This is a genomic window from Desulfogranum aggregans (assembly GCF_055398265.1).
In genome coordinates, this window is sequence record NZ_AP042447.1 from 542930 (window position 1) to 569101 (window position 26172).

Genomic DNA, 26172 nt, shown 5'->3' on the forward strand with positions numbered 1-26172 from the left:
TACAGTGAGAGGAGAGGCCTCGGTTATCCGACACCGGTGAGTCAAGAGGATGTGAGGAACAACAGTCATCTGTCGGTGGTGACTACGGCGACAGTGAGCAGCCTAAAAAGGAACAGTGGGACAAGCAGTCCAGAGAATGGAAAGGATAGAACCTGATGACTAATATTCTGCTTATAGGGTTTATGGGGGTCGGCAAGGGGCGGACAGCAAGGGAACTGGCCAGGCAAACCGGGCTTTTTGCCCTTGATACCGATGATTTAATCGAGTCCATGACCAAACAAAAAATTCGTCGTATTTTTCGTGAAGAGGGAGAAGCTGCCTTTCGGCGACGAGAGCAGGATGTGGCTCGGTGGCTTGAGGCAAAGGTTGCAAGTACCATTGTTTCCACTGGAGGAGGCTTTTTTCAGGTGCCAAATATCCAGCGACTGGGCAGGATCGTCTACCTGCATGCAGAGGTAGAACACATTCTGGAGCGCATGTTGACCAGCCCAAAAGCAGAGAAGAAGTTGAAAAAGCGTCCACTGCTCAAAGATATGGAAAAAGCAAAGGCATTGTTTGCCGATCGGCTTCCCCGCTACCGGGGGGTGGCTGATCATGAGGTCCAGGTCGCCCATCAACCAATCGAACAGGTTGCCGAGGATATTGCAGCGTTGCTTCAACTGGAGAGGGGAAAAGGATGAAACTGCCAACACGGTACCAGAAGGGGGTTGATCCTGACATAGATGCCTGGGTGACCAATTTTTTTACCGAGAACCATCTTGCCTACGAGGCGTATCCCGATATGGTGGCTTCACCGGAGCAACTCAACTTCATGGTGCACCTGGACCCCGATCATCTCTACTATCCCTGCTCCGACGCCCTGTTCAATGCGATTATTGAAAAGCGGGCCGACACGCTCCTGACCTCCGCATATATTAAAATTTGGAGTCGGCTGGAACGGCTGGTGCAAGAGGTGGTAAAAGATCCCTACAAGCAGCAGTATCTGCTCAGCCTGCTGTCCATAAAATACAATCATGAAATTGCCCACAAGGTTCACTTGCCCGGCAGGCTTGAAAAACGACTGCTCGGCATTTTCACCACCATCAGTGAAATAGATCGTCCCCTGGCAGAGGTAAAGGAACTCGAGAACCGAAGGGTTGCAGCTTTCCTGGAATCAGCGACCTTTCAATCGGTGTTTGAATCCCCAGAGGGATTGAAGATCGAGCAGCAAACCACCCTTTTCGATCTCGATCTGCAGTTGCACCTTCTTCGCCTCAGGCGCCTGTTACTGTTATCCTCTGTCCGTTCTATTTGGAAAACTGACGCACCGCCCGATATCCAGACTCTCAAAGAGGTCATGGGGCGCAGCCTGCAGGGCGAAGAGTGGCAATGGCTGCAGGATTGGCTGCGCGACGTCCTCTCCGGAAAACGCCGGCCATGCATGCTCTGGCTGGCGGGACGCTCTGGTGAAATAGTTTTTGATCTGGCCCTCATCGCCAACCTGATGAAACTGGGGATTCGGGTAATCCTTGCTGTGAAACAGGATTTTTATTACCATCGCGTTTCATTTGTCGATCTGCTGGAAGACACGACCCTGTCAGGGCTGATTGAGGATGCGATTATTATCGGGGACCAGGCCATCTCTAAAAATGCGTTGCTTCGTCACCTCGACAGTGATAAGCGCCTGCTGGTTATCTCGGACGGGACCAGAGAACCGTTTAATCCACTGCTGACTTCAGTAACGTTTGCCCGCGCATTCAAGGAGGCCGATATTGTCATCAGCCGAAGTCCGGGCTGCCGTGAAATAGTTACCAACAGCTTTCAGTTTACCCGCGATATCCTCTCCGTCATTCCCGGCGATGACGGGCATATTGACATGGAATTGAAACCGCATTATCCCGGTACGATCCGTTTTCCGCAGTCCGTATTACGCCGAAAAGCGGAAGATATGATTGCCAAGGTGAGAAGGGAGAAGGAGTCCGGGAAAAAAATAATGTTTTATTCAGCTATTGTCGGCTCCATTCCCGGGCAGCTGCAGACTGCCAAAGAGGTGCTGGATGTATTTGTCGCCCATCTGCGCTCAACGCTGCATGATGTGGTGGTCATCAACCCTGCCGAGCATTTCGAGGAGGGGATGGATGCTGATGATATAATGTATATGTGGGAAATTTTTCAACGTTCTGGAACCATTGACATTTGGCGTTTTCAAAGTGTGGCTGATGTGGAGCAAACCTTTGCCCTGATGAAAAAAAAGGTGCCGCCAGAGTGGAGCGGAAAGGATGCTACTTATTCTACCGGATGTACCAAGGAGATGGATATTGCCATGGAAATGCAGCAGCAGAATCCGGAGATGCAGCTTATCGGTCCCTCATTGGAAAAATTTCGACGTCGCCGGGAGTATGGGGTCGGGAAATTGTGGGACAGGACGTTGGTTGAGAGTATATGAACACACCGCTTGATGCGGTCCCTGCGCAGAAAGGAAAGGGTCTCCCTTTGTTTTCTGTATAGCTTTTCAGCAGGGAGCAAGCTTGAAAAAAGAACAGTTTTTATAAAGGGATGTGAGGAGATGAGCGTGACGCAGCAGCAACAGGAAGAAGGATTTGTGCAATCTGTCTGTCGAAAGATTTATCCCCAGGATTCCACCTGGCGGGACCAGGCGACCGATCGCCTACAGCAGCTGACCATGCCTCACTGGGCTCTGGGCGATTTGATGGACTTGGCAGTTGACCTCGCTGGCATGACCAGGACCCTTCAGCCGCCCACACAGAGGAAAACCATTGTGGTAATGGCAGGCGATCATGGAGTGGTCGCCGAGGGGGTATCCGCTTACCCGATGGAGGTAACCACGCAGATGGTGCATAATATCATGACTGAGGGGGCCGGAATAAACGCGCTCGCCCAGCAGGCTGGCGCTGATGTGATAGTGGTCGATATGGGAGCTGTGGATGAGTTTACCTCCCTGCAGGGTGCCTCGGGGTTTATCAGTAAGAAAATAGCCAAAGGGACGCAGAATATTGTCAAAGGTCCGGCAATGACCAGGAGTCAGGCAGTCATGACCGTTGAAGCCGGAATAGAGATTGCCCAGTCATTGGCCGATCGTGTTGATGTTTTCGGTACCGGAGAAATGGGAATTGGCAATACCACCCCAAGCAGCGCTATAGCAGCAGTGGTTACAGGCACACCCGCAGACAAGGTTACCGGTTCAGGCACGGGCCTGGAAGCTGATCGTTTGTCTCATAAAGTGGCAGTTGTGGAACAGGCCATTGCGGCAAATAAACCCAATGCAAAAGATGGCATTGATGTTCTGGCAAAAGTCGGCGGGTATGAGATAGGAGGAATAGCCGGGATGATCATCGGCGCGGCGGCTGCAAGAAAACCGGTGGTCGTGGATGGGTTCATTGCCACGGCCGGGGCGCTGATAGCCTACCTCATCGAGCCTTTTGTTCGCGATTATATCATCTGCGCCCATCGAAGCGTTGAGCCCGGTCATGCCGTGATGCAGGAAAAATTGCATCTTCGCCCATTGTTGGATCTGCACTTCAGACTGGGGGAAGGCACAGGTGCCGCATTTGCGATGAATGCCGTAGAGGCTGCCCGCAGGGTATTGACAAACGTTCGGACTTTTGCTGAAGCCGGGGTCAGTGGCCAGGAGGAGAACTGACGCAATAGTATAAAAAATTGTACTATGCGGGGACGGCTGCTTGACACAGAGATTTTGAAGTGTTACCCTACTTAATAAATATTCTTAAAGGTTGGTTTGGCGACGGAGTGCAAATGAAAATATCGCATATATCTGGCATCACCATAGGCCTGCTGCTGCTATCCTTGGTAGGGAACGCTGCTGCCCAGGACGCACAGGCCGCGTTGATACATCCTGCTTCTCCCTCGATCGGTTATACTGTCCCTACAGAGTTGAGTGCCGATGAACGGCACTGGTTCGTTAAGTTCCAGGAGGGGAACCTCTTTGTTGATGGGTGGCAGGATATCACCGCCTCGATTCTGGAGAAGGTACCTGCTGAACAGAAAGCACAGCAAAAAGCACTGCTTGATACGCTTGGTATGCGAATTGGTATTGAATGGTGTAAAGACAATGCTGTCCGCAAGGTTAACACCGATATGTTAAAGATGTGGGGCAAACAGCTCAAAACAACCGTCAAAAACAACCCAGAAAATATCGGAGCCGTTCTGAGCTCCATCAGCAGCAAGGTGGACATGCTCAACAACTGAACAGGCCTCCCCTGTTCATCCTTCCTCATCTGTTGACTCTACCCGGCAGTAGATACTTCCGTGCTTCACTTGCACGTTCAGCGGCTGCCCGGAGCGCACCTGGCGCGCATCTGTCACAATCCTGCCGCCCCTTGGGCCGACTGTCCGGGCAATGGCATATCCCCTGGCAAGGGTTGCCAACGGACTGACTGCATCCAAAACCCCGGCAATCTCACGATAGTGCTGCTCTTTTTCCTGCAGAAGAATATGCATTGCATGGGCCATTCGTTGGACGATTAATTCCAATTGCTGTTTTTTACCGTTCAGGGCAATAAGCGGATTTTGCTGCTCAAGTTTTCCTGCAGCTGTCTGCAGTTGATAGCTTTTTCTCTCGATCAGGACCTCGAAATTGTTTTCCAGTGAAAGGCTCAGGTGGCCCAATCGCAGGAGTAATGCGTCCAGAGGGTGAGGCATGCGCTGCATACGCTGACGGACATAGCGCAGCCGATGTTCCGCCTCTCTGCGAATTCTCTGCAACGCCTGGCAAAGGGAGCCTTCAATTGACTGGAGTTGGCGGAGAACTGTTTGAGCATCGGGAAGGAGCAGCTCGGCAGCACTGCTGGGTGTTGGTGCGCGAAGGTCTGCAGCGAAATCGGCAATGGTAAAGTCAATTTCATGGCCGACCGCGTTGACTACAGGAACGGATGAAGCGCGGATGGTCCGTGCAAGCTCTTCAGCGTTAAACGGCCAGAGATCCTCGATGGATCCTCCGCCTCGGCACAGAACAATTATATCGGCCTCCTGTCGCTGATTTATGTGATGTATGGCCTGGATTATCTCCTGTGTTGCCGTTGGTCCCTGCACCGTGACCGGATAAATTGTCAGCGCCGTCAAGGGGTACCGTCGAGCGGCAATGTGAAGAAAATCGTGGATCGCGGCACCGTTGGGCGAAGTGACCAGGGTGATGTGCCGGGGGAAGGGAGGGAGAGGGCGTTTGGTGCTTTGATCAAAAAGCCCCTCTGCCGCCAGTTTATTCTTCAACTGCTCATAGGCAGCCTGCAGATTGCCGGCACCGTGAAAATCAACGGTATCGACAATAAGCTGATAATCGCCCCTGGGTTCATATACCGAAATCCTCCCGTGGCAGATTACCTGTTTGCCATCTTCCAGCGGTTGGAGGAGGTATCGGTGCTGCATTTTGAACAGCACGCTTTTAAGCTGAGCGCTCTCATCTTTGAGTGTGAAGTAGCAGTGGCCCGATGAAGGCCGCCGCAGGTTGGATATCTCGCCGGAAACGCTGAGAAAGGGGTAGCGCCCTTCCAGGAGTCCACGAATTTGCCTGTTGAGCTCAGAGACTGTGTAAATTGTTGCTGGTCCATTCATAAGGGCAGTGACAGATAAGATGGTTGGACAAAGGAACGCTTGCGCGCCGCTGACCGACAAAAACAAGGGGTGCGCCTGGGCAGAAGCGCTGCGGGCGTGGTTGTTTTTCTGCGGGAAAAAGAGCACGCCTGGGTTTTTCTTTTTTCATGCCGATTGGTTAATGCATTTTTTGTGGCGTACAGTATAATCCTTTCTGTTTTTACTGTGAACACAAGCAATCAGTGTAATGCCGGGGACGCAGCAATGCAACACCCGTTGACATGCAGAGGCCAAAGCGAGAGGAGATTATGGCAGATCAGAATGCCTTAGACAGGCGGGCACTTGAAATGAACCGAATGGCAGAACCCGAGGGATTACTTGAGCAATTCAACCTCCCTCCCTCTCTCATTGCCTTTCTCCGCAGAAACAGCCGCACTATCTGGATTATTCTCGCTTGTGTTGCTGTGGTGGTCGTGGCCGTTTCACTGTGGGATTCATACAGAACCTACACCATCAACAAAGCAGCCTCAGCGCTCGATACAGCCCTGCAGAGTGAGGGAGAAACCGAACTGTTGCTGCAAGCGGTAGCCGAGGAATATAGTTCCACCCCTTCAGCAAATCTTGCCAAAATAGAATTGGTAAAACTGTACCAGGGAGAGGAGAATTACACCGAAGCGATTGCGTTGTTAACCCAAATGGAGGCGGATACATCGTTGAGTCCGCTGTTACAGCCTCTCGTCACCTTTAAGTTGGCCAGTCTGTATGAACAGCAGGGTGAGTTGACAAAAGCCCTTGGCGCCTATACCGTCCTCTCCTCTGTGGAAGGCTTTGAAGCGGCAGCCCATAAAGCCATGGGCAGAGTACAGGAGTCTCTGGGCAACAACGAACAGGCTGTTGCCATGTACACAAAATATCTTGAACTCACGGAAGTGGCAGCCGCCGGAGGACAGGCTGATCCTGAACGGCAGATTATCCAGTCACGCCTACAGGCCCTACAGTTGTAAGAACTTTTTTCAGTCGTTTTCGGTTAATATTGCATTCTATTGCTCCCTCGTGTTCAAGCGTAAACAAGCAGAGGGCATGAACAAGCCGAAAAGCGGACGTATGTACATCAGGAGGTCGCATGCCAGGATTTGAAGTTTTTGGTGAAGAAGAAAAAAAACAGGTTCAGGAAGTATTAGATTCCGGGGTACTTTTTCGGTATGAGTTTGCCGGGCAGCGTAATGATACTTACAAGGTAAGGGAATTTGAGGAGGCCTTTGCCGCGTATACCGGGGCGGGCTACGCCCAGGCTGTCACCTCGGGTACCGCAGCCCTGAAGGTGGCCCTTACCGCACTCGGAATAGGACCGGGGGATCACGTTATTACCCAGGGCTTTACCTTTGTGGCAACCTGGGAAGCGATTTTGGATACCGGTGCAATCCCCGTTTTCACTGAAATCGATCAGACACTGAATATGGATCCGGAAGACTTGCAACGCAAAATCACCCCGGAGACAAAAGCCATTATCGTGGTGCATATGCTTGGTGCGCAGGCACGGGTCGAGCAGATAAAAGCCATTGCCGATGCGCACAATATACCGTTGATCGAGGACACCGCCCAGGCGGCGGGTGGCACCCTGCACGGCCGTCATCTCGGTACCTATGGTACATGCGGAACCTTTTCCTTTGACTCTGTCAAAACCATTACCACTGGTGAAGGGGGGATGTGTATTACCAGCGATCAGCAACTGTGGCAGCGAATGTCCGAGTACCATGATCATGGCCACGACCACCTGCCCAATCCCGGCGGTAGAGGAGGAGAGGGGCGGTCTTTTATCGGCTTTAATTTTCGGATGATGGAAATTCAGGGCGCCATTGGACTCGCCCAGTTGGCAAAACTTGATCAGATGGTGGCAAGCCAGCAGGCGAATAAGGCGATCCTGAAGAGTGCCGTGCGGATGATTCCCGGGGTTCAATTTCGGGAAATTCTTGATGAGCAGGGAGATTCCGCCACTTTTTTCGCCTTTATGCTGGAAAACAGTGAGCAGGCAGCGGCAGTGAACGCTGTACTCAGGGAACACGATGCCGGTGCCATCAACTGGGGTGAAAACAGTTGGCATTTTTATCCCAAGTGGGAAAATCTGCATGGAGCGAAAACCCTGTGCCATAATGGGTGGCCTTTTAAGGTCGACGGCAGAAGACGCTTCCACTATGATCCTTCGGCCTTACCTGTTTCTGCAGCACTGATGGCGCGAACCCTGTGCTATCCGGTTCCGGTCCGCCTTGCGGACAACGACAGAAAACGAATCCTGGAGGCCATTGAAGCCGTCAGCCGCATGCAGTGGGCGTGAAGGGGGCGCCTGAGGTAAAGCGAATATCCACTGCTGATCAATGGTCAAAGAAGGTCGGAAGGCAGGCGTAGGTTGACGGTATATACATGTCAAAGCGAACGGCCTTTCCCTGCAGGGTGGCGCTTGGTTGCACGTTGCACAGCCAACTGCCGTGAACAGGTCGTTTCACCACAATTTTTCGAGGTCCTGCATTCCAGGCTGCGGCAAAAAGTTCCTGCTCGCCCTCTTGACCTTGGGCTATGCACTGAAGGAGCGACAGGTCCAGCTTGACTTTGGCCCGTTTGGTCCGCGCAGGGAACATGGGGTCAAGGTAAATGACTTCCGGAGCATCCGTTGTTTCGTTGATATGGGATACCATATCAACAGGGTGCAGAATGATACGGGCACATATATCAGCAGTAGCATGATCGTATGACGCCCGGCGCAACCCATCCAGTAGCAGCACCGCCATGATCGGATTGCGTTCAAAAACATCCACCGTGCAACCGGCAGCAGCCAGGAGAAAGGCGTCTTTTCCCAGTCCGCCGGTCGCATCGACCACTCGCGCCGGGAGTCGTTTTCTGACTTTTACAGCCCGCACTACCAGTTCGCTATGAGCCTTCCTCGCCCGGTACAGGTTTTTTCCCTCGGTAAAATCGACCTTAAGCCGTAGGGGCTTTCCGCCTTTTTCCCCATAGGCCAGCAGTTCAAGCCAGGCCGATGTCTGGTGCAGATAAATCCCATCGGGTTCGAGGTGTTGAATCAAGGGGAGGTCGACGGTTTGCGCCAGTTGTCGGGCCTTGGCAAGAGGAATGTCGGGGTCGGCATACACTGCAATGGGCGCCTTGGGTAGCATCGACTGAAAGCATATGGAGATGTTGATGGGGTTTGCCTTTTAACTATCCTCAATGTATCATAAAAATAGAGTTTGTAAATATCCACCTCATTCAAGCAGGCTTCTTCATGAGTGAAAAATCTCCCAAGGTCGTCGCCGTCATCCCGGCACGGTATCATTCTAATCGCTTCACCGGTAAGCCTCTTGCGCTTATCCACGGGAAACCAATGATTCAGCATGTGGTTGAGCGTGCCCAGCAGGTCAGTCTGCTCAGCCGGGTGGTTGTGGCCACAGACGATGATCGCATTGCCAGGGTTGTGAGCGGATTCGGCGGGGAATACGTGCTTACCAGAAACGATCACGTCACCGGCACCGATCGGTTGGCGGAAGCAGTGGAATTAATGGATGTGGATGAACATGATGTTATCGTCAATATTCAAGGTGACCAGCCCCTGTTTCCCCATGAGGTTATCGGACAGGTTGCCACCCCCCTGCTTGACGACCCGGCGTTGCCCATGTCCACCCTGATCTATAAGATCATCCGGCCAGAAGAGATTCATGACCCCAATCATGTGAAAACCGTTTTTGACTGCCATAGAAATGCTCTCTATTTCTCGCGCTCGCCCATTCCTTTTCAGCGAAATCCTGAAGAGGCGGAGCAACCAACCTATTACAAACACCTGGGTATTTATGCCTACCGGAAAGGCTTTCTGGTTACCTTTGTTGGCCTCCCGGAAGGAGAATGGGAAAAATTTGAAAAACTTGAACAGTTACGGGCGCTTGAATTCGGCTATACCATTCGGGTTATCTTAACGGAACATGATTCGGTTGAGGTTGATACGCCGCAGGATATCGACCGGGTCGAACAGCTTCTCCGTCAGTCTGCAGCTCAGCCTGCCCAGTCATAATCTTTTTTCGGGTTTCGCGGTGAGGGTATGTCACAAATGCATACGCTGAAAGAGCGGTTTCTGCAGCTTACTGATAACCGGCAGTATACAGCGCTTGATTTTCTCCCTGGTGACAATCTTACGGAAAAGGTGACCTCGCTTATTCTGGAAGGAACCAAAGCACCTGCGCAGACACCAATTAGTGATACCTGCCAGGTCATTCGCAAGTTGGTGCATGCTGTTGATATTTCGAGGACAAAAGTCGTTGTCTTGGGTGGTGGAACCGGATTATCCAACATAATTGGCGGGGACTCCAAACATGCTGTCTGGCGAGAAAATCCCTTTTCAGGGCTGAAAAGTATTTTTCCTGTTATCCATTCGGTCGTGTGTGTCACTGATGATGGCGGTTCCACCGGTGAACTGCTCAAAGATCTCCCATTAATTGCCCTGGGTGACCTGCGACACGTCCTTCTTTCATCCATTCGCCGGGAGGTGCTCGCACGACGCTATCGACTCGACAGGAGTGCCGCCGTGGACGTCGCTTCTACCCTGCATGCCGTATTCAATTATCGGTTTATCTCACGTCCGCAGTCCCCGGAAATGCTGCTGCAAGATACCGGGGCACTCATGGATCGCCTGCCAGCGTCGCTCCGTGCCTACCTTATCGATCTGGCAGAGCAACTCTTTACCGACTCGCGCCTGATGCCAACCCTCGATCGTCCGCAATGCCTGGGAAACCTCCTCATGGCCTCTGCAATCTACAGCGAGCTCGACCCACAGCTCACGGCGACCGACCTGATTGCCTCCCACCACGTTGTCAGGACTGCAACCATGCTCGGATTGGCCCAGCTAGAGTATAAGGTAGGAGCCAGTAAACACAGTGTGCTTCCCTGTACAACAACCTCATCTCAACTCCAGATACTCTATGACAACGGGGTGCTCATCACCAGCGAGTACAAATCCGGCCACGCCAAGCGCGGGTATCCGGTGGACAGGGTACTGATTGAATATTCGAGAAAACCCTCGCTCCAACCTGACGTCGCTCAGCTGATAACCGAAGCTGATATCATTATCTTTGCTCCGGGTAGTCTCTACACCTCCATCATTCCCATACTGCAGGTGCCTGGAATTGCAGCAGCCATACGCGAAAACAGCAATGCCCTCAAGCTGCTCGTGGCCAACATCTGGGTTCAGAAAGGAGAAACCGATACTGCCCGCGACTCACCAGACAGGAAATTTCACGTATCTGACCTGATCCGTGCCTATCAGCGAAATATTCCGGATGGGGTGCGAGGATTGTTCACTCATATTCTGGGATTGAAAATGCGCGATATCCCAGGCTCGATTCTCCAGCGATACGCTTTGGAAGAAAAAGAACCGATTTTTCTTGACCGAGGTCGAGTGAACGACTTTGGGTTAACGACCGTTGCCGCTCGCATTTATTCGGAGAGACAGCTTCAGGAAAGGGGAGTCATACAGCACGATCCCGATAGTCTGGCTGCGGCCATAAAGACCCTTTGGTGCATGAAGAAATATGGCGTGTTTGCAGAGCAGAAAGCCTCTTCTGCACTGCCACCTCCAGACTTTTGCTTTCCCGCTGTTTATCCGGAGAGGCATCTCCCGTGTTTTCGATATGAAAAAATCCGTACCCTTGTGCACGGGCTGAGTACGGAAGTCATATCCGGAAACAGTTCCACTCCACGGAGCATGGACGGAGAACAACGAGGTCGGCTGCTTGAACGGCTGGTGGAACTTATCTGGCCCCATCCGGATATACTTTTCGAACATCTGCAGTATTTTCGCGGCATCACGCTTATAGACGACGAGTACTGGAAAAGGAGTCAGCAGTGGGATAACGTCTGTTCTTTTTTTGATCCCATTGACCAGAAAATAAAAATTCGCCAGGATCAGAGTGTGGATCTTAATCGCTTTGAAATCGTTTTTCTCATTGCTCTTGGACAGTCACTGCTCGGTAACTATGCCAGGAGAAAAGAGATGGTGAAAATTCGTCATCAGGGAAGGAAGGTCGGTAAGATGTTCGTGCTTACGCTGCAGGACCCGGCGCAGCTTGCCAGTTTTTTTACACTTGAACAGATTGCAACATACCTTATCCTGTGCAAGATGCAGTCTGCAACCCATACTGCCGACCAGTTTACCAGGGTCCTCAACGCTGAAGAAGGGTTTACCCCTCCGGGTTTATTTTTCGGTCTTTTTTACGCCTGGTATCTGGACAATCGATTTGCACCGCACATCGAGTACAAGATGTCGATTATGAAAAATGACATTTCCGACCTCATTCCTGAACAAGTACGTATTCTCTCCACCCGCCAGTCGAGCATTGCATTTTTCCGGGAACAGGTTTTTCAACATCGGTTGCCACCCTTCACGCGTTCAGAAGAAGGAGGAACAACATGATTTTTTGGATCTGGCTGTGCGCCATACTCGCCGGATATGCGATTTTTACCATTGTTTACTACCTGAAAAAAATAAAACCAGCCCTCTTCACGGGACAAACCTCTTTCGCCACCTCTCCTGCTGAACCCGTGAACGATGAGCAAAAGGCAGCCGATCATGAAAAGTTGCTTGACCAATTTCTCTGCGATTGGCGGTATACCTTTGATGTCATAGATGATCCGGTGATAATCGCAGACGCCTCGCTGCGGATAGTCCGGGCCAATGCTGCCGCCCGCAAGCTCTTTTCCGTCGAAGATGAAGAAATCATCGGTAAAAACTGTCATCACCTGATAGATGGTTCCAACGAGCAATGCAGCCTGTGTGCGTTAATCAAGGGGCAGCAGAACAACAGCCCCAACACCCAGGAAATAAAGAGTGCGTATCTCGGCAAGGTATTTTCCATTACCTGTACCCCGATAAACAACACGAACAGCGTGGAGGGGTATCTTTTTTCCATAAAGGATATCAGTCATCAACGCCAGCTGGAACGGCAGCTGCTGCAAGCCCACAAAATGGAGGCTATTGCCACTCTTGCCGGAGGAATAGCCCATGACTTCAATAATATCCTCGGGGCAATTCTCGGCAATGCCGATCTGCTCCTGTACCGATTGCCGGATGATTCGGGAAAACCCCATTCTGCTTCCCCAGCCGGCGCAAGCGCTATTACCAACCAGGAAGTGGTGGAACATATCGAGTCCATAAAACGTGCCGGTAACAGAGCTAAGGAATTGGTCACCCAGATCCTTGCTTTCAGCCGCCAGTCAGCAAGCCAGAAAAAAGCGATCAATATTGCTCCGCTGGTCAAGGAGAGCTGCAAACTCCTTCGCTCTTCGCTGCCGGCGACTATTCGTATGCACGTTGCGGTTGCAGAAGACCTGGGGCTCATCATGGCCGATCCGGGACAGATCCAGCAGGTAGTGATGAATCTGGTCAACAATGCGGCACAATCCCTGGAAGGAAATGTGGGTGAAATTGATATCTCACTGCGAGCAACCGAAACCGGAAGAGCGGAACAGAAGCGTTATCCAGATTTGCAGCCCGGCCGCTATATTGTACTTACAGTAAAGGATACAGGAAAGGGGATCAAAGAAGAGGATGTTCAGCGTATATTTGATCCTTTTTTCACCACGCGGTCAGTGGGCGATGGCAGTGGCATGGGCCTTGCTGTGCTCCATGGCATCATTGTCGACCATGAGGGGGTGATTGATGTGAAGTCTGCGGTGGACAAGGGAACAGCGTTCACTATATTTTTCCCCAAGATGGAAGAGGAGGAAACAAGCGAGGAAAACGTGGTCGTTGCCATGCCAGGAGGGACGGAGACCATCCTTTTTGTTGATGATGAGGAAGAAATTGTTACTATGCGGACAAGGATGCTTGAATATCTTGGTTACACGGTCTTACCTGCCACCAGCCCCGAAGAGGCGCTGCAATATTTTCAGGATGGTAAAATACATATCGACCTGCTGATAACAGACCATACCATGCCGAGAATGACAGGGCTTCAGCTGGCCCAGGCTGCTTTACATTATCAGCACAATTTACCGGTGATTCTCTGTTCCGGGTATAGTGACCCCATCACTCCCGAAGCGGCACAGGCAATCGGTATTTGCCGGTTTCTTGCCAAGCCGCTGGATATGCGATTGTTGGCAACTGAAATACGGGAGATTTTACCGGATACCTCAAGGGAAAAAGTATGAGAATCTTAGTCATAGACGATGATGAGCAAATGCGGAAACTGCTTCGCCAGGTTATGGAATGGTCTGGATATGAAGTTGTGGAGGCAGAAGACGGGCGTGCCGGCATGCGTATGCAGGAGCAACTGCAGGCTGATCTTGTCATAACAGATCTCATCATGCCGGAACAGGAAGGGCTGGAAACTATCACCGCTCTTAAAGAGATGTATCCAGGTGTGAAAATCATTGCCATCTCCGGTGGGGGCAGAATCGGACCGGAAGCCTATCTTCCCGCGGCCAAGGAATTGGGCGCCGATAAAGTGTTCAGCAAACCGTTTGATGTCAAGGAACTTGCAGAGGCGGTTAAGGAGCTACTCCAAAATGGGTGAACGTACCTATGCGCTCGTCGTTGATAACAGTCCGGTTATTCGTAAAATTGTGGAGTCAGTCCTGGTCAAGGAAGGGTGGGAGGTTCAGACGGCTGAAAACGGGCTTGAGGCTCTGGACTTCATAGCGACCAGAAAGCCGGACATTATTTTCACCGACTTGATCATGCCGAAAATCGATGGCGAGAAGCTCTCCTATATAATTCGCCATACTCCTGAATTAAAGGACATTTTTTTGGTGATACTCTCTGGCGTAGCCATGGAGGACGATGACCGTACCCGTCAGATCGGCGCTGACGTCTGCATAGCGAAAGGACCCGCAACGCATATGCAGAAACATATTTGTTCCGCGTTGCAGATGTATGCCACGGGCGAGGGCAGCGCTGGCGGGATAGAAGGGCTGGAAGGACTGTATCCTCGTGAAACCACCAAAGAGTTGTTGACCAGCAAAAGGCATCGTGATGTTATTCTCGCCAACATGGCGGAAGGGGTGGTTGAGTTAAATCACGAGGGCCGAATTGTGATGGCCAACCGTGCCGCTATTCGTCTTTTCCGGCTCGAGGAGGCCAAGGTACTTGGCCAGCGCATTTATACCCTGTTTCCAGAGCAGGAACAACAGCAGGTTAAAACCTGGATAGCCGCTCTTGAGCCAACGGGTGAAATAGAAAGCCTGTTGTTCAGTTACGATGAACCGGTGAAGATTGCCGGCAATCAGGTTGTGGTAAATTTTATACCCGTCGCAGAGGGGGAGAGTGTTTTTATTATCGGTATTCTTACGGACATAACCCAACGCAAGGTGCTGGAAAAAAGACAGAAGAAACTGGAGAAAGAGTTGCAGCGTATCCAGAAAATTGATGCCATGTCGGTTATGGCAGGGGGGATTGCTCATGATTTCAACAACCTGTTGACTATAATCAGTGGCAATGTTGAGATGTCACGTTTCCAAACAAAGGACAAACGGCTGGCTGATCTGTTGGAGGAAGCGGGGAAGGCCCTGCATTTGACCACAGAGCTTATTCGCACATTCACTACCTTTTCCGATAACTATCTGCCTGATAAAAGACGGGTGAAGCTCATTGATCTTATTACTGATACCTTGGAGCATGAACTTGCCGAATATGACATATCCCTGGACGTCGAGGATAAGAGTTTAGATACCCTGCTGAGACTGGATGCTTCGCTGATGCACCAGGTACTGACCAACCTTGTCAGCAATGCTGTCGATGCCATGAATGGGAAAGGAACCATTCGCATAAAAATGGATATTGTTGACGGTGAAATTGAGTCAGGGCAAACCGGGCAACCGCTGCCCAGCGGTGATTTGGTCCGTATCCTGTTCCAGGATAACGGCCCGGGGATTGACCCGGAAATTATCGATCAGGTTTTTGACCCCTATTTTTCCACTAAAGAGAAGGGGGCGAAAAAAGGTATGGGTTTAGGCCTGACCATCGTTCATTCCATCGTCAAAAAGCACCGGGGGATGGTCTGGGTGGCATCCCCCCCCGGACAGGGGTGCACCGTCTACCTGTATCTTCCTGTTAGCGAAGCATTGGTAACCGATACAAACCTGGAGATTGAACTCACTGCCGATAAACCGCGTATTTTGGTCATGGACGATGACGAAATGATGCGTATGATAAATAAGAAGATGTTTGAACATTTTCAGTGTGAGGTCACTCTTGCCACCACCGGTGAAACGGCTGTTGAGTTGTTTCAGGAAGGGGAAAAGAGTGGAAAAGCGTTTGATCTTACCCTACTCGATCTGCGCACCAGTGAAGGGATGGACGGCTTGCAGACCGCAGAAGCGCTTCTCGCCTGTAACCCAGCGTCGAAAATCATCCTTATCAGCGGCGACGCCGGCAACGAAATCATGATCAATTATTCGCAGTACGGATTTGCCGCGGCACTGGCCAAACCATTTTCCCTTGATACCGTTGAAGACTTGATTCATCGTTTTGTTTTGATGAAAAAATAAAGGTGCTGCACACACGCTACAGGGCACGACCACAGTCTATGTATTTTGCACGGAAAAACACTGCTGGAGCTACCCATTACATCCTACGGCAGTCGTTCCAGGAGGGCGGTATCTTTAAATCCCGTGATCTGCTCGATCTCGGCTCCCACCCGGCATCGCATATTGTCTATACCGGTGATGTGCACTATGAGATCGACCCGGCGCTGCTCACCCACTTGCAAACCCTTGGGGTCAAGTTCAATGAGCGCGAACTTGAGGAGCTGTTTTTTCCATTTCTTGACGAGTATATCCGTTATAAGCTGGAGCCCTTTATTAACCGCCATAAGTATCGGCACTGGCGGCCGATGTCAGCGGCTTTGAGAAAAGAGGCTCTTGCCACGACGCATATCATGGATCGCCGCAGGGTTCATTTCCTTCGTTTTGGTCACTGTTCCCCCGACCTCCTCGATAAATCCCCACCACTGTTTAAAGTGCTGCTCCATAAGTCACGAGATGAAATCGAGCAGCTGATCATGCAAAGGGAGATGGACCTGCGTCCTGGAGAATATAAGCGCTATCTTTTTACCATTTTTGACCTGCAGCGATTTTTTCCTGAAAAGTTGACCCGCTCCATACCCTCAGCTCTCGATCAACAGCAGGTCGACGAGTATTTCTTGCAGGAATATTGTCGGCTTGATCAAGATACTGATTTTTGGGCAGGATACGAAACTGAAGGTGCCTCTTCCCCGTATCTGCTGCGCTATCTGTTCATGTTTTTCGATCTTGCAGAAGAGGGCGATCTTCTGTGGAACACCCTTGGTGGACGGCATCGTCGGCAGAGATTCCGAGGACATCGTCCGCAGCCGGTTGCACAGAGGATGAATCTCTCGGAAGCCGCTGCGGCCTTTGGGCTGAGTCGTGAGCAATTCGCCGCTTTGTCCAAAAAGGAACTCACTGCTCTTTATCGTAAAAAAGCACATATTCTCCATCCGGATAAAGGCGGCGATCACGATCAGTTTGTCAAATTGACGGCAGCGTACAACGAATTACTCAAGTCACGTCCATGAGCGCAGCCGGTCCGGACAAGCCTGTTGGTATCGGCAGAATCCTTACCATGCTTGTACCGCTCTTTTTGCAGTATAGGCAGCGGTTGCTCCTCGGCTTTTTCGCATTGGTCTGTGTCGACCTGATCCAACTCATCATTCCAAAGTTCATACGATTCGGTGTCGATGCTCTTGCCCAGGGGAGCGCTTCCCGTGTTTCGCTTCTTGGATTGGGCGCTGCCATTATCGGCGCTGCGTTGTGCGTGGTCCTGTTGCGTTTTGTATGGCGGTTGCTGATCATCGGGTTTTCCAGAATACTTGAGAAAAGCATAAGAGATCGGCTCTTTGCTCATATTCTCCGGATGGATCAACCTTTTTTTGAACGTTGGAAAACCGGTGACCTCATGGCCCATGCCAGTAATGATCTCAATGCCATCCAGATGGCCTGTGGCATGGGGCTCGTTGCGGCTGTCGATGCCTTGGTCATGACTGTTGCCGGTATCGGCTTCATGGTTGCCATCAGTCCACGGTTGACGGTAATTGCTCTCTTGCCGATGCCCTTGCTGGCTGTCTCCACCAGGATACTATCAGCCAGGCTGCATCATCGCTTCAATCTGGTTCAGGAGCAGTTTTCACTGCTCACGGAATTTGCCCGCACCACCCTTGCCTCCATTCAGTTGATACAGGGCTATACCCTTGAACGTTTTCAAGGGCAGCGCTTTGCAAAATTGGGCAACCAATACGTGCGGAGCAATCTCAACGTTGCCGTGGTCCAGGGTGCCCTGTTTCCGTTGTCAACCCTGATTGGCAATACCGGAATGCTCCTGGTGCTGTATTTCGGAGGCAGGCAGGTCATGACGGGAGTGATTACCATCGGTGAATTTGTAGCCTTTGTCACCTATATGCAGATGCTTATCTGGCCGATGATGGCCGTGGGCTGGGTTGCAAATATTGTTCAACGGGGCGCAACATCGCTTCGGCGAATCCACCGGCTGCTCAGCGAACGGCCAATTATCACCGATGGAACCTGCGAACTGACTTTGCCGGTGACCCAGGTGGAATATCGACTGCAAAACCTCAGTTTTTCCTACCCTGGCACCAACAGACAGGTCTTGACCGATATCACCCTTGACATTGAGCCGGGGGTATTGGGAATGACCGGAAAAACCGGGTCTGGCAAATCGACCCTGTGCAAACTGCTGCTTCGTATTTACCCGGTTAAACAACAGTCGTTATTTTTTAATGGACAGGATGTCAATGATCTCCCGGTAGACGCCCTACGAGCGCACATCGCGTATGTTCCTCAGGAGGCCACCCTTTTTTCCGACACCATTGCCGGCAATATTGCCTTTGGGGTTGCCGATGCTGAAAGGGAAGAGATTATACAGGCAGCAAAGGCAGCGGCCTTCCATACGGAGATTATGCGTCTTCCCAAAGGTTATGATACGCTTGTTGGTGAACGGGGAGTCAAACTCTCCGGTGGGCAGAGGCAGCGTCTTGCCCTGGCTCGCGCGTTGCTCTGCAATCGACCGTTTCTTCTCATTGATGATGGACTCAACGCTATTGATGTGGAGACCGAGCAGGAGGTGTTGCAGGGACTGCTCACGGCAACAGCCCTCAAGACAGTGGTCATCGTTTCCCATCGACTGAATGTGCTGCAGTTGGCCGACAGGATCCTTATCCTCGAAGACGGAAGGATTGCCGCAGAGGGCACCCATGCCGACCTGCTTCATCATGCTTTCTATCGTACAATGATCCACAAGCAGAAGGCAGATGCATAATTACGGCTACTCCGAAGAGGGGCATCAGGGAAATGTAGGGGACCTGCGCATGTGGGGAAGGATCCTCGGTTACTGCAGGGATTACGCTCTCTACCTGGTGATCGCACTCGCTCTTTCGCTGCTCATAACGGCAGCTGGGTTGATGCTGCCTAAATTGATGCAGATTGCCATAGACTCCTACATCACTCCTCTGGAAAGCGTTGAGCTGTCTGAGCGATTGCATGGTCTCGGAAAGATTGTTTTTTTCTATGGCGCGTTGGTGATACTTGCCTTTTGCGGCACGTTTGTCCAGACAGTATTGCTTGAGTGGGTCGGCCAGTCGATCATGAATCGACTGCGGCAGACTTTGTTTGACCATATCCTCGGTCTGGATATGTACTTTTTCAAAGAGCAGAAGGTCGGACGACTGGTGACCAGGTTGACCAATGACGTGCAGAACATGCATGAAATGTTCACCTCGGTCATGGTTACTCTGTTCAATGATGTGCTCAAGCTTGCAGGGATTTTTTGCGTGCTCTTTGCCATGAATGCGCGGCTGGCCCTGGTGATGTCGGTCTTTGTTCCCCTGGCATTGTGGATGACCGCGTATTTTTCCAGGCTTGCCCGGGAAAAATTTCGTCGGATACGCAGCCAACTTTCCCTGCTCAACGGTTTTTTGGCTGAATCGCTGACATCAATGAATATCATTCAGGTGTTCAACAAGCAGGAGGCAAGCAGAGAAAAGTACGTCGAAGAGACGGATGAATACCTCACCAGAAACCTAAGTCAGATTAGGCTGTTTGCTGCGTTCATGCCGCTTACCGATTTGATGAGTTCAACAGCGGTTGCCCTTATCCTATGGTACGGAGGCGGTGAAATCCTCCGGGACCAGTTAACCTTGGGTGAGCTGGTGGCCTTTCTCTCCTATATGCGCCTGTTTTTCCAACCGTTGCGCGAACTGGCGCAGAAATATTCCATTGTCCAGTCAGCAATGGCTTCGGCAGAGAGAATTTTTCACCTGTTGGACACCCCGCCGCGCACGCTCTCCAGTGAATCGACGCAGGGGAAAACGGCTGCAACGCCCCTGCGGCAGGGTGATATCCACTTTGATCATGTATGGTTTGGCTATAGCCCTGAGGAACCGGTGCTGCAGGGAATTGATCTGCGAATCCGAAACGGCGAGTCCGTAGCATTGGTCGGGGCCACCGGTGCCGGCAAATCAACCCTCATTCATCTGCTGACCAGGTTTTATGACCCGGACCAGGGGCGCATTATCGTTGGCCAGCAGGATATTCGAACGATTCCCCTGCATGAGCTTCGCAACCATGTGGGAATTATCATGCAGGATATATACATCTATGAGGATACTGTTCTGGCCAACATCGTCCTCGATCATGCCCATGATGAACAGCGCCTGCAGGCTATCCTCCGACGAACCGGGCTGCAGCCGTTTATCGATAAACTCCCTAAAGGGCTACAAACGGTTATTGGTGAAGATGTCAAAGACCTTTCAGTGGGGGAAAAGCAATTACTCTCTTTTGTGCGGGCGCTCTACAGGGACCCGATGATCCTTGTTTTGGATGAGGCTACTTCTTCCATCGATGTCGAGTCCGAAAAATTGCTTGAGCAGGCGGTGGCTGTCTCCTTTCGCAAGAGAACGTCCCTCATCATTGCCCATCGGCTTTCCACCATCCGTCAGGTTGATCGAATCGTTGTCCTGCATGAGGGACGGATTGCCGAACAGGGAACCCATGAGGAGCTGGTAGCCGCCAATGGTATCTATAGTACATTCCTCGCCTATGACCAGGAATTGGAGCATAAGCAGGATGAGGCATCATCCGTTGGATTGGTGTGAGGACTGATCCCGTTTTTTGTTCTTGCCTTTCCCGTAATGGCGGAGGACAAAATCCACCATTTGGCTGGGCGACAGGCGCATTGAGGAAGGACCGGAGCGGATGTAAAATTCCTCATTTTTTCCGATGCGTAAAAAGACCGGTGTTTCGGCCGCATGCACCTCGATCATCAGCGCCCTGTTGTTCTCCATCGTCACCAGGTTGGTACTGATAAGCGCAGAAAATTCAGCACCAATATGCTGGTTGACAAGGTTCTTGACATGTAGCAGCAGTTTATCTTCGTTTTCAAATTCGTCGGCATCCAGTCCCTGTAGTGTTCCGTTGTCATCAACACCGATCAGTACCGCGCCGCCCTTACTGTTGAGAAATGCCACCACGGCTTTCAGCCACGCCAGCTCAATCTCCTTTCCCTGCTTACCGGTGCGGATGTTTTTGCGGAGCGTGGATTTATATTCAACCCCTGGTCCTTCACCGGCAGCCAGGTAAGCCATGAAGCGCTGCACAGGAGAAGAGGTGGAGGATGCCCGACTAAGGAGACCGGTTTGCCACAACACCAGAGATAAAACGAGAGCGGCAGTCAGGGCTATCCCTACATCGAACAGGTCAATGGTAAATAGTTTTCGGTCAAGCTCCCCCAGGAGAGCCTGTTCGGTGGCCAGCACGCCAATCCAGGTATTGTCGTCTCCTGGAAAAAGAGGTTGAAAGGAAGCCAGCCAATTCTTGTTGGCGGCGTGGTGATGAATCGCTTGTGCACGGGGGCTGCCCTCCTTTTTCCAGGTAGTGATTATTTGCGGAATAACGGTTGGATCGTGAACGGTATGGGCGAGTGGGGCTGTACTTGTAGGCGAGGAGTTGCCGAGAATATGGGCGCCGGTCTGCGCGTTGACTAAAAAGAGTACCGTTGAGGTGGTGGTATTCACGCTGTCCATCAACGCTTGGATATCATCAAGCAGGAAATCGATGGCAAACACATGGGTATGGAGATGGGTGTTTCCCGAATCCCATGCAATAGAGGCGGTAATACCGGGTTTCTGCGTATGGTGGAAGGAATACACTCCCGAGAGAAACATTCCATTGCCGGTTGTGTCCCCACGAAACCATGGCCTGTTGCGGGGATCATAGATGGTGGACTCCTTCCATTTTTTAACCGCCTCCTCCGGGGATGCCCATTGGGTAAACTCAAAGACGGACCCATTGTTGGTTTGCGTGGTCCTTCTGCTCACCAGAGCGGATGATTCTTTTATCAGCAGGTATTCTTCGCCAGCACTGTTTGCAAGCAACACTCCGCTGAAATACTCCTGGTGACTGAAGAATGGCATGAACTTTTTATTCAGGTCTGCCGTATCCTTGATATCGAGAACACCGTTTTTTCCCCAGTCCTTGACTATATTGAGCTGAGACTTCACTTTGGTGAAGAAAGATCGCATCTCTGTGAGTTCTGCTTTGCCTGCTGTGGTAATGAGGCTGGTGCTGATGGTTTGTTTGACCTTCAAGTACTGATAAGTATTGATAGCGATGAAGATGAAGACAAAACTTGCCACCGGTACGAAGAATTTGAGATATCGACGGAGTATATTCATAACACATGGGGAATGATAAGAAAGGGAAGGGGCACGGATGCTGCGCCGTAGAGGAGCATGTTGTCCGCTCATAACGCCGCCAGGACCAACGCTCTGAACAAAGTGCTGGCAACGGTTTTTCAGGTCGAATCGGTGTTTGGCTTCATCCGGTTCTGTCGTCAGCTTTGACTGCCGGATCGATCAAACAGACGAGAGTAAAACGGGATCCAATGTTCAACGGCTTTTTGAAGGCTGCCGTCCTTGCGAATCGTTTCAAGGTACCTGTTTGCTGTTTGCAGCAGCGCGCGGTTCTGGGGATGTACCGACCAGGCGATTTTTTCACTGGTCATGGGCACCAGTACAGGTGCAAGATCCTGAGCGTAGCGTGAGGCAAAATACAGGTTGCCGGGCAGGTCATACACCAGGGCATCAATGGTGTTTTCCTGCAGCGCTTTCACTGCTTTGAGCGACGTCGGGTATTGAAATTGGCTGCCACCGGCCTTGTTGGTCTCTATTAAGAGGTCGCCAGTGGTGCCGGCGATGGTTCCAACCCGCACGTGCTGGGGGAGAAGAGAGGGCAATCCTCCCTGGTAGCGTTGTACTTCGTTGCGCCGGACAAGCACTATCTGGCCGGAGACCAGGTAGGGCTCGCAGAAGCTGATACGGTAACTGCGGGCAGCGGTAATGGTCATTGCTGACATGATAATGTCGATCTTGCCGGCAAGGAGAGCAGGTATCTGCTCTTCCCAGTCGAGTTCGACAAAAGTGAGCTCTTTTGCAGCATACCGGGCCAATCCTGCGGCGAGCTCTGCCTCCAGGCCGGTGACCTTTCCCCTGCTGCGAAAAGCCATTGGCGGCGAGTTTGTTGAGATACCCACCCGCAGTGATGAAGCAGCCGCATCGTCAACCGGGGAAGCGGTGGGGGAAGGCTGGGTGCACCCTGCCAACAGGAGAATCCAGCCGACAAAAAGAAGAAAGAGAGGAGAGTGGCGCATAATAAAGTTGTGGAGGAGGTTATTGGGTTTTTCCTTTGATGACTCTTCCGCGAGAGATAAAGGAAATGCCTTGCTGCATTTTTGTCCCGATCATAATCGATTCAATGATTGGTTCGGTAATCGCTTTTGGTGCATCCCATACGACAAGAAACTTTGCTCCGGAGCCGCCCTTGGTCTCAGATTCCTCAACGATATAGCGGGTCGAGCCGAGCGGTCCTATGGTCAATGGCTGATCGAGATAAGCCTGGAGCAGATTCCCGGTGGAGTCATAGTATTTTACACTTCGCAGAGTGAGTGATTGATCAGGGTCAGTGTTGCGAATGGAGAGGGTGGCGGTGAGCAGAAATGGTTTATTGCGAAAACGCTCATCAGCATAAATATGGGAATACAGAGGGACATAGACCGTTTGTTCCCGCCACAGGTTCACCGCCTCAGCAGAGGTCGTCGATGCGGAGGATAGCAGGAGCAGGGTAGTGAGAAAGAGGGAGATGGTCCAGATATACGTTTTCATGGTTGGTGCCTCTCTGCAGAAAAGGAATCAATGGATGACAAATAGAGTGCAATCTCTCTGCTCAGTTGTTCTACCGCCATTGATGCAGCAACGGCATGCGCGCTGTAATCTCCAGCAGTGGTAGGAAAAGTGGCCGAAAAAGCGGCTCTTTTCCATATGCTGTTTTCAGACACATTATTGACCGTCCACACGGAACGCAGAACAAAGGTGTCGTTCAGGGGGGAGAATTCCTGGATGTCCACCTCGATGGAATAGTGGAAAGTTGCATACCGCGGTCCGGGCGAAACAACAATACTGGAGGTGTTTAATAACTGGGAAATATTATCACCCAGAGTTGCGGTAAGTTGTACACCGAGGGGCGCGCTCCAGAGGTGAGAGACCGAAACCACCGCTTTTTCGGGAGAGGGGCGGGTGTACATTCCCTTTCGGTCCAGTCGTTGCGGTAAATGAACAGGCAACAGGACAGTCATGGGGAAAAAAGACCTGGCATGCTCTTCCGGAGAGGGGGGAGGCATCACTGCCAGAGAATAGAGGTGAACCCTACCTGTTGAGCGAATGCAGCCGGAGAGCATCAGTGAAAGGATAAGGAACAGGAGATATTGTTTTCCTCGGTGCTTCATGGAACAGTTGTTGGTTTTCCGAAGATGAAAGAATCTGGATATTGCATAAGGTACTCGACAAGCAGCCGGGTTGAGCGAGCTGCTGCTTCAATCTCCCGGACAAGCCTGCCTGCGTCATAGGCGAGATCAGAATCTTCGCCAACCAGCGCCTGCATGTCTTCAAGGGTGGTGATAATGGCCGCTATGGCCTCGTCGATACCGGCAAGGGTTGTGTCAAGACGTTGTGCAGTCGGCTCCAGAGAACGTTCAGCAGAAGAGAGTAGCGTCGTTGCATCATTAGCGAGTCGGGCAAAGGCCTCTAATCCCTGTTGCAGTTGCTTATAGGCTTCCGGAAGAGCAGGCTGTGCTTCGCTCAGTATATCGTCAAGCCGGGTAACGGCAGACGCAAGATGGGTGAGCCCTTCCCTGCTTTGGCTTGAATTGAGGAGATGATCCATGCCTTCAAGGACAGTGGAGATTTTTTCTATCAGTTCATTGATCGGCAAGTCGGTTATTGCCTGCGTGAATTGCTCAAGGCCTGAAGGCAGGGTCGGAATTTCCAGCAGCCCTCCGTCACTGTTTTTCCCGCGGAGGTTAACGGGTGTGTCCGGGTAAAAAGCCAGGTCAATGTAGAGCTTTCCGGTGACGATGCTGCGCATTTTCAGTGTAGCCCGCAGTCCTTTTTCAATGAGCTGGACGGCTGTTTCTCTGGTAGTGGCAAAATGGGCAGAAGGCATATCCTCTGTTGACTTTTCGGTGATTTCAATGTGGACCGGGATGACAAAACTGTTTGCTTCTGGGTCATAGACTACACTGATGTCCTTGACTTTTCCGATCTGCACCCCACGCATGGTTACCGGGGCACCCGGATCGAGTCCGTGCAGGGAGCCGGGGAAATAGAGGATGCATTGGTACGCTTTTTCCTGGAGGGTGACATTGCCTAGAACCATGATGGCAGCAAGAGCCAGGGCACAGGCTGTGATAACGAAGGTGCCGATAATGGTGGGGTTGGCATGTTTACTCACTGGTCGATATCTCCTCTGTGCCCAGTTCCGCGGGTGAGAAAATCGATGACTTTGCCATCTTTTTCACTGTGCACCAGGTCGTGGGGATTTCCAGTGGCCAGCATGGTTCGTGCTTCGCTGTCAAGAAATACCGAGTTGGTCGCAATGGCGAAGATGGATGCGAGTTCATGAGTAACGATAATGACCGTTGCTCCCAGGCTGTCCCGAATTTCAACAATAAGCTCGTCGAGGTTTTTTGCACTGATGGGGTCCAGCCCTGCCGAAGGTTCATCAAAAAACAGATAGGCCGGGTCCAGGGCGATTGCCCTGGCGAGAGCAGCCCTTTTGCGCATTCCCCCTGATAACTCCGCAGGGTAATAGGTTTCGTATCCGGCGAGGCCGACCAGGGCCAACTTATATCTGACCACTTCAGTGACCAGGGGCGCGGAGAGTCGGCTATAGCGTTGCAGCGGGAGGGCAATGTTTTCGCCCAGGGTCATGGAACTCCAGAGCGCTCCTGACTGATAGAGAATTCCTGTGTCTCGCAGCACCACAGCCCGCTCTTCTTCGGCAAGTTCCCAGAAATTCGTGGAGCCGTAAAAGACTTCACCACGCGCTGGCCGTTTCAATCCGATCATGTGGCGGAGAAGGGTGGATTTTCCGCAACCACTTCCGCCCATGATAACAAAGATATCGCCCTTGTTGACAACAAAATTTAATTTTTCCTGGAGAATGAAATCGCCATAGGCCATGGTCAGGTTGTTGACGGTAATTGCCGGTTCCATGGTTTTTTTCGTCTGC

General features: G+C 51.5%; 22 protein-coding genes. 14 read left to right on the forward strand and 8 right to left on the reverse strand.

Going from position 1 to position 26172, the window contains the following annotated elements; genetic code table 11:
- Positions 1 to 155: 155 nt before the first annotated feature.
- The 4 genes from ACZ52Z_RS02560 to ACZ52Z_RS02575 all read left to right on the forward strand — a co-directional run bounded on the left by ACZ52Z_RS02560 (position 156) and on the right by ACZ52Z_RS02575 (position 4206).
- Positions 156 to 680: a shikimate kinase gene (locus ACZ52Z_RS02560; RefSeq protein ID WP_464269196.1), complete on the forward strand. Its 525-nt coding sequence runs from the start codon at positions 156 to 158 to the stop codon at positions 678 to 680.
- Positions 677 to 2425, forward strand: coding sequence for an ARMT1-like domain-containing protein (locus tag ACZ52Z_RS02565; protein WP_464269197.1), 1749 nt, complete (start codon positions 677 to 679; stop codon positions 2423 to 2425). The genes ACZ52Z_RS02560 and ACZ52Z_RS02565 overlap by 4 nt, the downstream gene beginning before the upstream one ends.
- Positions 2426 to 2551: 126 nt before the next feature.
- Positions 2552 to 3640 carry a nicotinate-nucleotide--dimethylbenzimidazole phosphoribosyltransferase gene (gene cobT / locus ACZ52Z_RS02570; RefSeq protein WP_464269198.1) on the forward strand — a complete coding sequence of 363 codons (1089 nt, stop codon included), beginning with the start codon at positions 2552 to 2554 and terminating at the stop codon, positions 3638 to 3640.
- A 113-nt stretch (positions 3641 to 3753) separates the two neighbouring features.
- The gene (locus ACZ52Z_RS02575; RefSeq protein ID WP_464269199.1) at positions 3754 to 4206 is read left to right on the forward strand and encodes a hypothetical protein; all 453 of its coding nucleotides are present in this window, start codon (positions 3754 to 3756) and stop codon (positions 4204 to 4206) included.
- Positions 4207 to 4221: 15 nt separating this feature from the next.
- Here the strand turns inward: ACZ52Z_RS02575 and xseA are convergent, their stop codons facing one another.
- Positions 4222 to 5568 (reverse strand): exodeoxyribonuclease VII large subunit, encoded by a 1347-nt coding sequence (xseA, locus tag ACZ52Z_RS02580; RefSeq protein ID WP_464269200.1) that lies wholly within the window; start codon positions 5566 to 5568, stop codon positions 4222 to 4224.
- Positions 5569 to 5855: 287 nt separating this feature from the next.
- Between xseA and ACZ52Z_RS02585 the strand changes: the two genes are divergently transcribed.
- Positions 5856 to 6551, forward strand: a complete 696-nt coding sequence (locus ACZ52Z_RS02585) for a YfgM family protein (protein ID WP_464269201.1) — start codon at positions 5856 to 5858, stop codon at positions 6549 to 6551.
- Positions 6552 to 6670: 119 nt separating this feature from the next.
- On the forward strand, positions 6671 to 7879 hold the full coding sequence (locus tag ACZ52Z_RS02590; protein WP_464269202.1) for a DegT/DnrJ/EryC1/StrS family aminotransferase: 1209 nt from the start codon (positions 6671 to 6673) through the stop codon (positions 7877 to 7879).
- 37 nt (positions 7880 to 7916) lie between these two features.
- Here the strand turns inward: ACZ52Z_RS02590 and ACZ52Z_RS02595 are convergent, their stop codons facing one another.
- Positions 7917 to 8714 carry a class I SAM-dependent methyltransferase gene (locus ACZ52Z_RS02595; RefSeq protein ID WP_464269203.1) on the reverse strand — a complete coding sequence of 266 codons (798 nt, stop codon included), beginning with the start codon at positions 8712 to 8714 and terminating at the stop codon, positions 7917 to 7919.
- 107 nt (positions 8715 to 8821) lie between these two features.
- Between ACZ52Z_RS02595 and kdsB the strand changes: the two genes are divergently transcribed.
- Genes kdsB through ACZ52Z_RS02635 form a run of 8 tightly spaced genes read left to right on the forward strand, consistent with a single transcriptional unit; the run spans position 8822 to position 20705 of the window.
- Positions 8822 to 9601, forward strand: coding sequence for a 3-deoxy-manno-octulosonate cytidylyltransferase (gene kdsB, locus ACZ52Z_RS02600; protein ID WP_464269204.1), 780 nt, complete (start codon positions 8822 to 8824; stop codon positions 9599 to 9601).
- Between the two features lie 27 nt (positions 9602 to 9628).
- Complete coding sequence (locus tag ACZ52Z_RS02605) at positions 9629 to 11995, forward strand: gluconeogenesis factor YvcK family protein (RefSeq protein WP_464269205.1); 2367 nt, start codon at positions 9629 to 9631, stop codon at positions 11993 to 11995.
- The gene (locus ACZ52Z_RS02610) at positions 11992 to 13731 is read left to right on the forward strand and encodes a hybrid sensor histidine kinase/response regulator (RefSeq protein WP_464269206.1); all 1740 of its coding nucleotides are present in this window, start codon (positions 11992 to 11994) and stop codon (positions 13729 to 13731) included. The genes ACZ52Z_RS02605 and ACZ52Z_RS02610 overlap by 4 nt, the downstream gene beginning before the upstream one ends.
- A complete protein-coding gene (locus ACZ52Z_RS02615; protein ID WP_464269207.1) occupies positions 13728 to 14096 on the forward strand; it encodes a response regulator in 369 nt (122 codons plus the stop codon). The genes ACZ52Z_RS02610 and ACZ52Z_RS02615 overlap by 4 nt, the downstream gene beginning before the upstream one ends.
- Entirely contained in the window at positions 14089 to 16068 is a 1980-nt protein-coding gene (locus ACZ52Z_RS02620; RefSeq protein WP_464269208.1) for an ATP-binding response regulator, read from the forward strand. Before ACZ52Z_RS02615 ends, ACZ52Z_RS02620 begins: the two co-directional genes overlap by 8 nt.
- A 38-nt stretch (positions 16069 to 16106) precedes the next feature.
- Positions 16107 to 17114, forward strand: a complete 1008-nt coding sequence (locus ACZ52Z_RS02625; RefSeq protein ID WP_464269209.1) for a hypothetical protein — start codon at positions 16107 to 16109, stop codon at positions 17112 to 17114.
- Positions 17111 to 18871, forward strand: a complete 1761-nt coding sequence (locus tag ACZ52Z_RS02630) for an ABC transporter ATP-binding protein (RefSeq protein WP_464269210.1) — start codon at positions 17111 to 17113, stop codon at positions 18869 to 18871. The genes ACZ52Z_RS02625 and ACZ52Z_RS02630 overlap by 4 nt, the downstream gene beginning before the upstream one ends.
- On the forward strand, positions 18864 to 20705 hold the full coding sequence (locus tag ACZ52Z_RS02635) for an ABC transporter ATP-binding protein (protein ID WP_464269211.1): 1842 nt from the start codon (positions 18864 to 18866) through the stop codon (positions 20703 to 20705). Before ACZ52Z_RS02630 ends, ACZ52Z_RS02635 begins: the two co-directional genes overlap by 8 nt.
- Here the strand turns inward: ACZ52Z_RS02635 and ACZ52Z_RS02640 are convergent.
- From ACZ52Z_RS02640 to ACZ52Z_RS02665, 6 genes are all read right to left on the reverse strand, one after another.
- Entirely contained in the window at positions 20685 to 22283 is a 1599-nt protein-coding gene (locus tag ACZ52Z_RS02640; protein ID WP_464269212.1) for an AlbA family DNA-binding domain-containing protein, read from the reverse strand. The two genes, ACZ52Z_RS02635 and ACZ52Z_RS02640, sit on opposite strands and share 21 nt — an antisense overlap.
- Before the next feature lie 158 nt (positions 22284 to 22441).
- A complete protein-coding gene (locus ACZ52Z_RS02645) occupies positions 22442 to 23257 on the reverse strand; it encodes an ABC transporter substrate-binding protein (RefSeq protein WP_464269213.1) in 816 nt (271 codons plus the stop codon).
- Between the two features lie 19 nt (positions 23258 to 23276).
- Positions 23277 to 23768, reverse strand: coding sequence for a DUF3124 domain-containing protein (locus ACZ52Z_RS02650; protein ID WP_464269214.1), 492 nt, complete (start codon positions 23766 to 23768; stop codon positions 23277 to 23279).
- Positions 23765 to 24388, reverse strand: a complete 624-nt coding sequence (locus ACZ52Z_RS02655) for a PqiC family protein (RefSeq protein WP_464269215.1) — start codon at positions 24386 to 24388, stop codon at positions 23765 to 23767. The genes ACZ52Z_RS02650 and ACZ52Z_RS02655 overlap by 4 nt, the downstream gene beginning before the upstream one ends.
- Complete coding sequence (locus ACZ52Z_RS02660; protein ID WP_464269216.1) at positions 24385 to 25392, reverse strand: MlaD family protein; 1008 nt, start codon at positions 25390 to 25392, stop codon at positions 24385 to 24387. The genes ACZ52Z_RS02655 and ACZ52Z_RS02660 overlap by 4 nt, the downstream gene beginning before the upstream one ends.
- Positions 25389 to 26156, reverse strand: coding sequence for an ABC transporter ATP-binding protein (locus ACZ52Z_RS02665; RefSeq protein WP_464269217.1), 768 nt, complete (start codon positions 26154 to 26156; stop codon positions 25389 to 25391). The genes ACZ52Z_RS02660 and ACZ52Z_RS02665 overlap by 4 nt, the downstream gene beginning before the upstream one ends.
- Positions 26157 to 26172 lie beyond the last annotated feature (16 nt).

Coding starts and splice junctions, on each gene's coding strand:
- ACZ52Z_RS02560 (WP_464269196.1), top strand. CDS start 156: ATGACTAATATTCTGCTTATAGGGTTTATGGGGGTCGGCAAGGGGCGG.
- ACZ52Z_RS02565 (WP_464269197.1), top strand. CDS start 677: ATGAAACTGCCAACACGGTACCAGAAGGGGGTTGATCCTGACATAGAT.
- ACZ52Z_RS02575 (WP_464269199.1), top strand. CDS start 3,754: ATGAAAATATCGCATATATCTGGCATCACCATAGGCCTGCTGCTGCTA.
- xseA (WP_464269200.1), bottom strand. CDS start 5,568: ATGAATGGACCAGCAACAATTTACACAGTCTCTGAGCTCAACAGGCAA.
- ACZ52Z_RS02585 (WP_464269201.1), top strand. CDS start 5,856: ATGGCAGATCAGAATGCCTTAGACAGGCGGGCACTTGAAATGAACCGA.
- ACZ52Z_RS02590 (WP_464269202.1), top strand. CDS start 6,671: ATGCCAGGATTTGAAGTTTTTGGTGAAGAAGAAAAAAAACAGGTTCAG.
- ACZ52Z_RS02595 (WP_464269203.1), bottom strand. CDS start 8,714: ATGCTACCCAAGGCGCCCATTGCAGTGTATGCCGACCCCGACATTCCT.
- kdsB (WP_464269204.1), top strand. CDS start 8,822: ATGAGTGAAAAATCTCCCAAGGTCGTCGCCGTCATCCCGGCACGGTAT.
- ACZ52Z_RS02605 (WP_464269205.1), top strand. CDS start 9,629: ATGTCACAAATGCATACGCTGAAAGAGCGGTTTCTGCAGCTTACTGAT.
- ACZ52Z_RS02610 (WP_464269206.1), top strand. CDS start 11,992: ATGATTTTTTGGATCTGGCTGTGCGCCATACTCGCCGGATATGCGATT.
- ACZ52Z_RS02615 (WP_464269207.1), top strand. CDS start 13,728: ATGAGAATCTTAGTCATAGACGATGATGAGCAAATGCGGAAACTGCTT.
- ACZ52Z_RS02620 (WP_464269208.1), top strand. CDS start 14,089: ATGGGTGAACGTACCTATGCGCTCGTCGTTGATAACAGTCCGGTTATT.
- ACZ52Z_RS02625 (WP_464269209.1), top strand. CDS start 16,107: ATGTATTTTGCACGGAAAAACACTGCTGGAGCTACCCATTACATCCTA.
- ACZ52Z_RS02630 (WP_464269210.1), top strand. CDS start 17,111: ATGAGCGCAGCCGGTCCGGACAAGCCTGTTGGTATCGGCAGAATCCTT.
- ACZ52Z_RS02635 (WP_464269211.1), top strand. CDS start 18,864: ATGCATAATTACGGCTACTCCGAAGAGGGGCATCAGGGAAATGTAGGG.
- ACZ52Z_RS02640 (WP_464269212.1), bottom strand. CDS start 22,283: ATGAATATACTCCGTCGATATCTCAAATTCTTCGTACCGGTGGCAAGT.
- ACZ52Z_RS02645 (WP_464269213.1), bottom strand. CDS start 23,257: ATGCGCCACTCTCCTCTCTTTCTTCTTTTTGTCGGCTGGATTCTCCTG.
- ACZ52Z_RS02650 (WP_464269214.1), bottom strand. CDS start 23,768: ATGAAAACGTATATCTGGACCATCTCCCTCTTTCTCACTACCCTGCTC.
- ACZ52Z_RS02655 (WP_464269215.1), bottom strand. CDS start 24,388: ATGAAGCACCGAGGAAAACAATATCTCCTGTTCCTTATCCTTTCACTG.
- ACZ52Z_RS02665 (WP_464269217.1), bottom strand. CDS start 26,156: ATGGAACCGGCAATTACCGTCAACAACCTGACCATGGCCTATGGCGAT.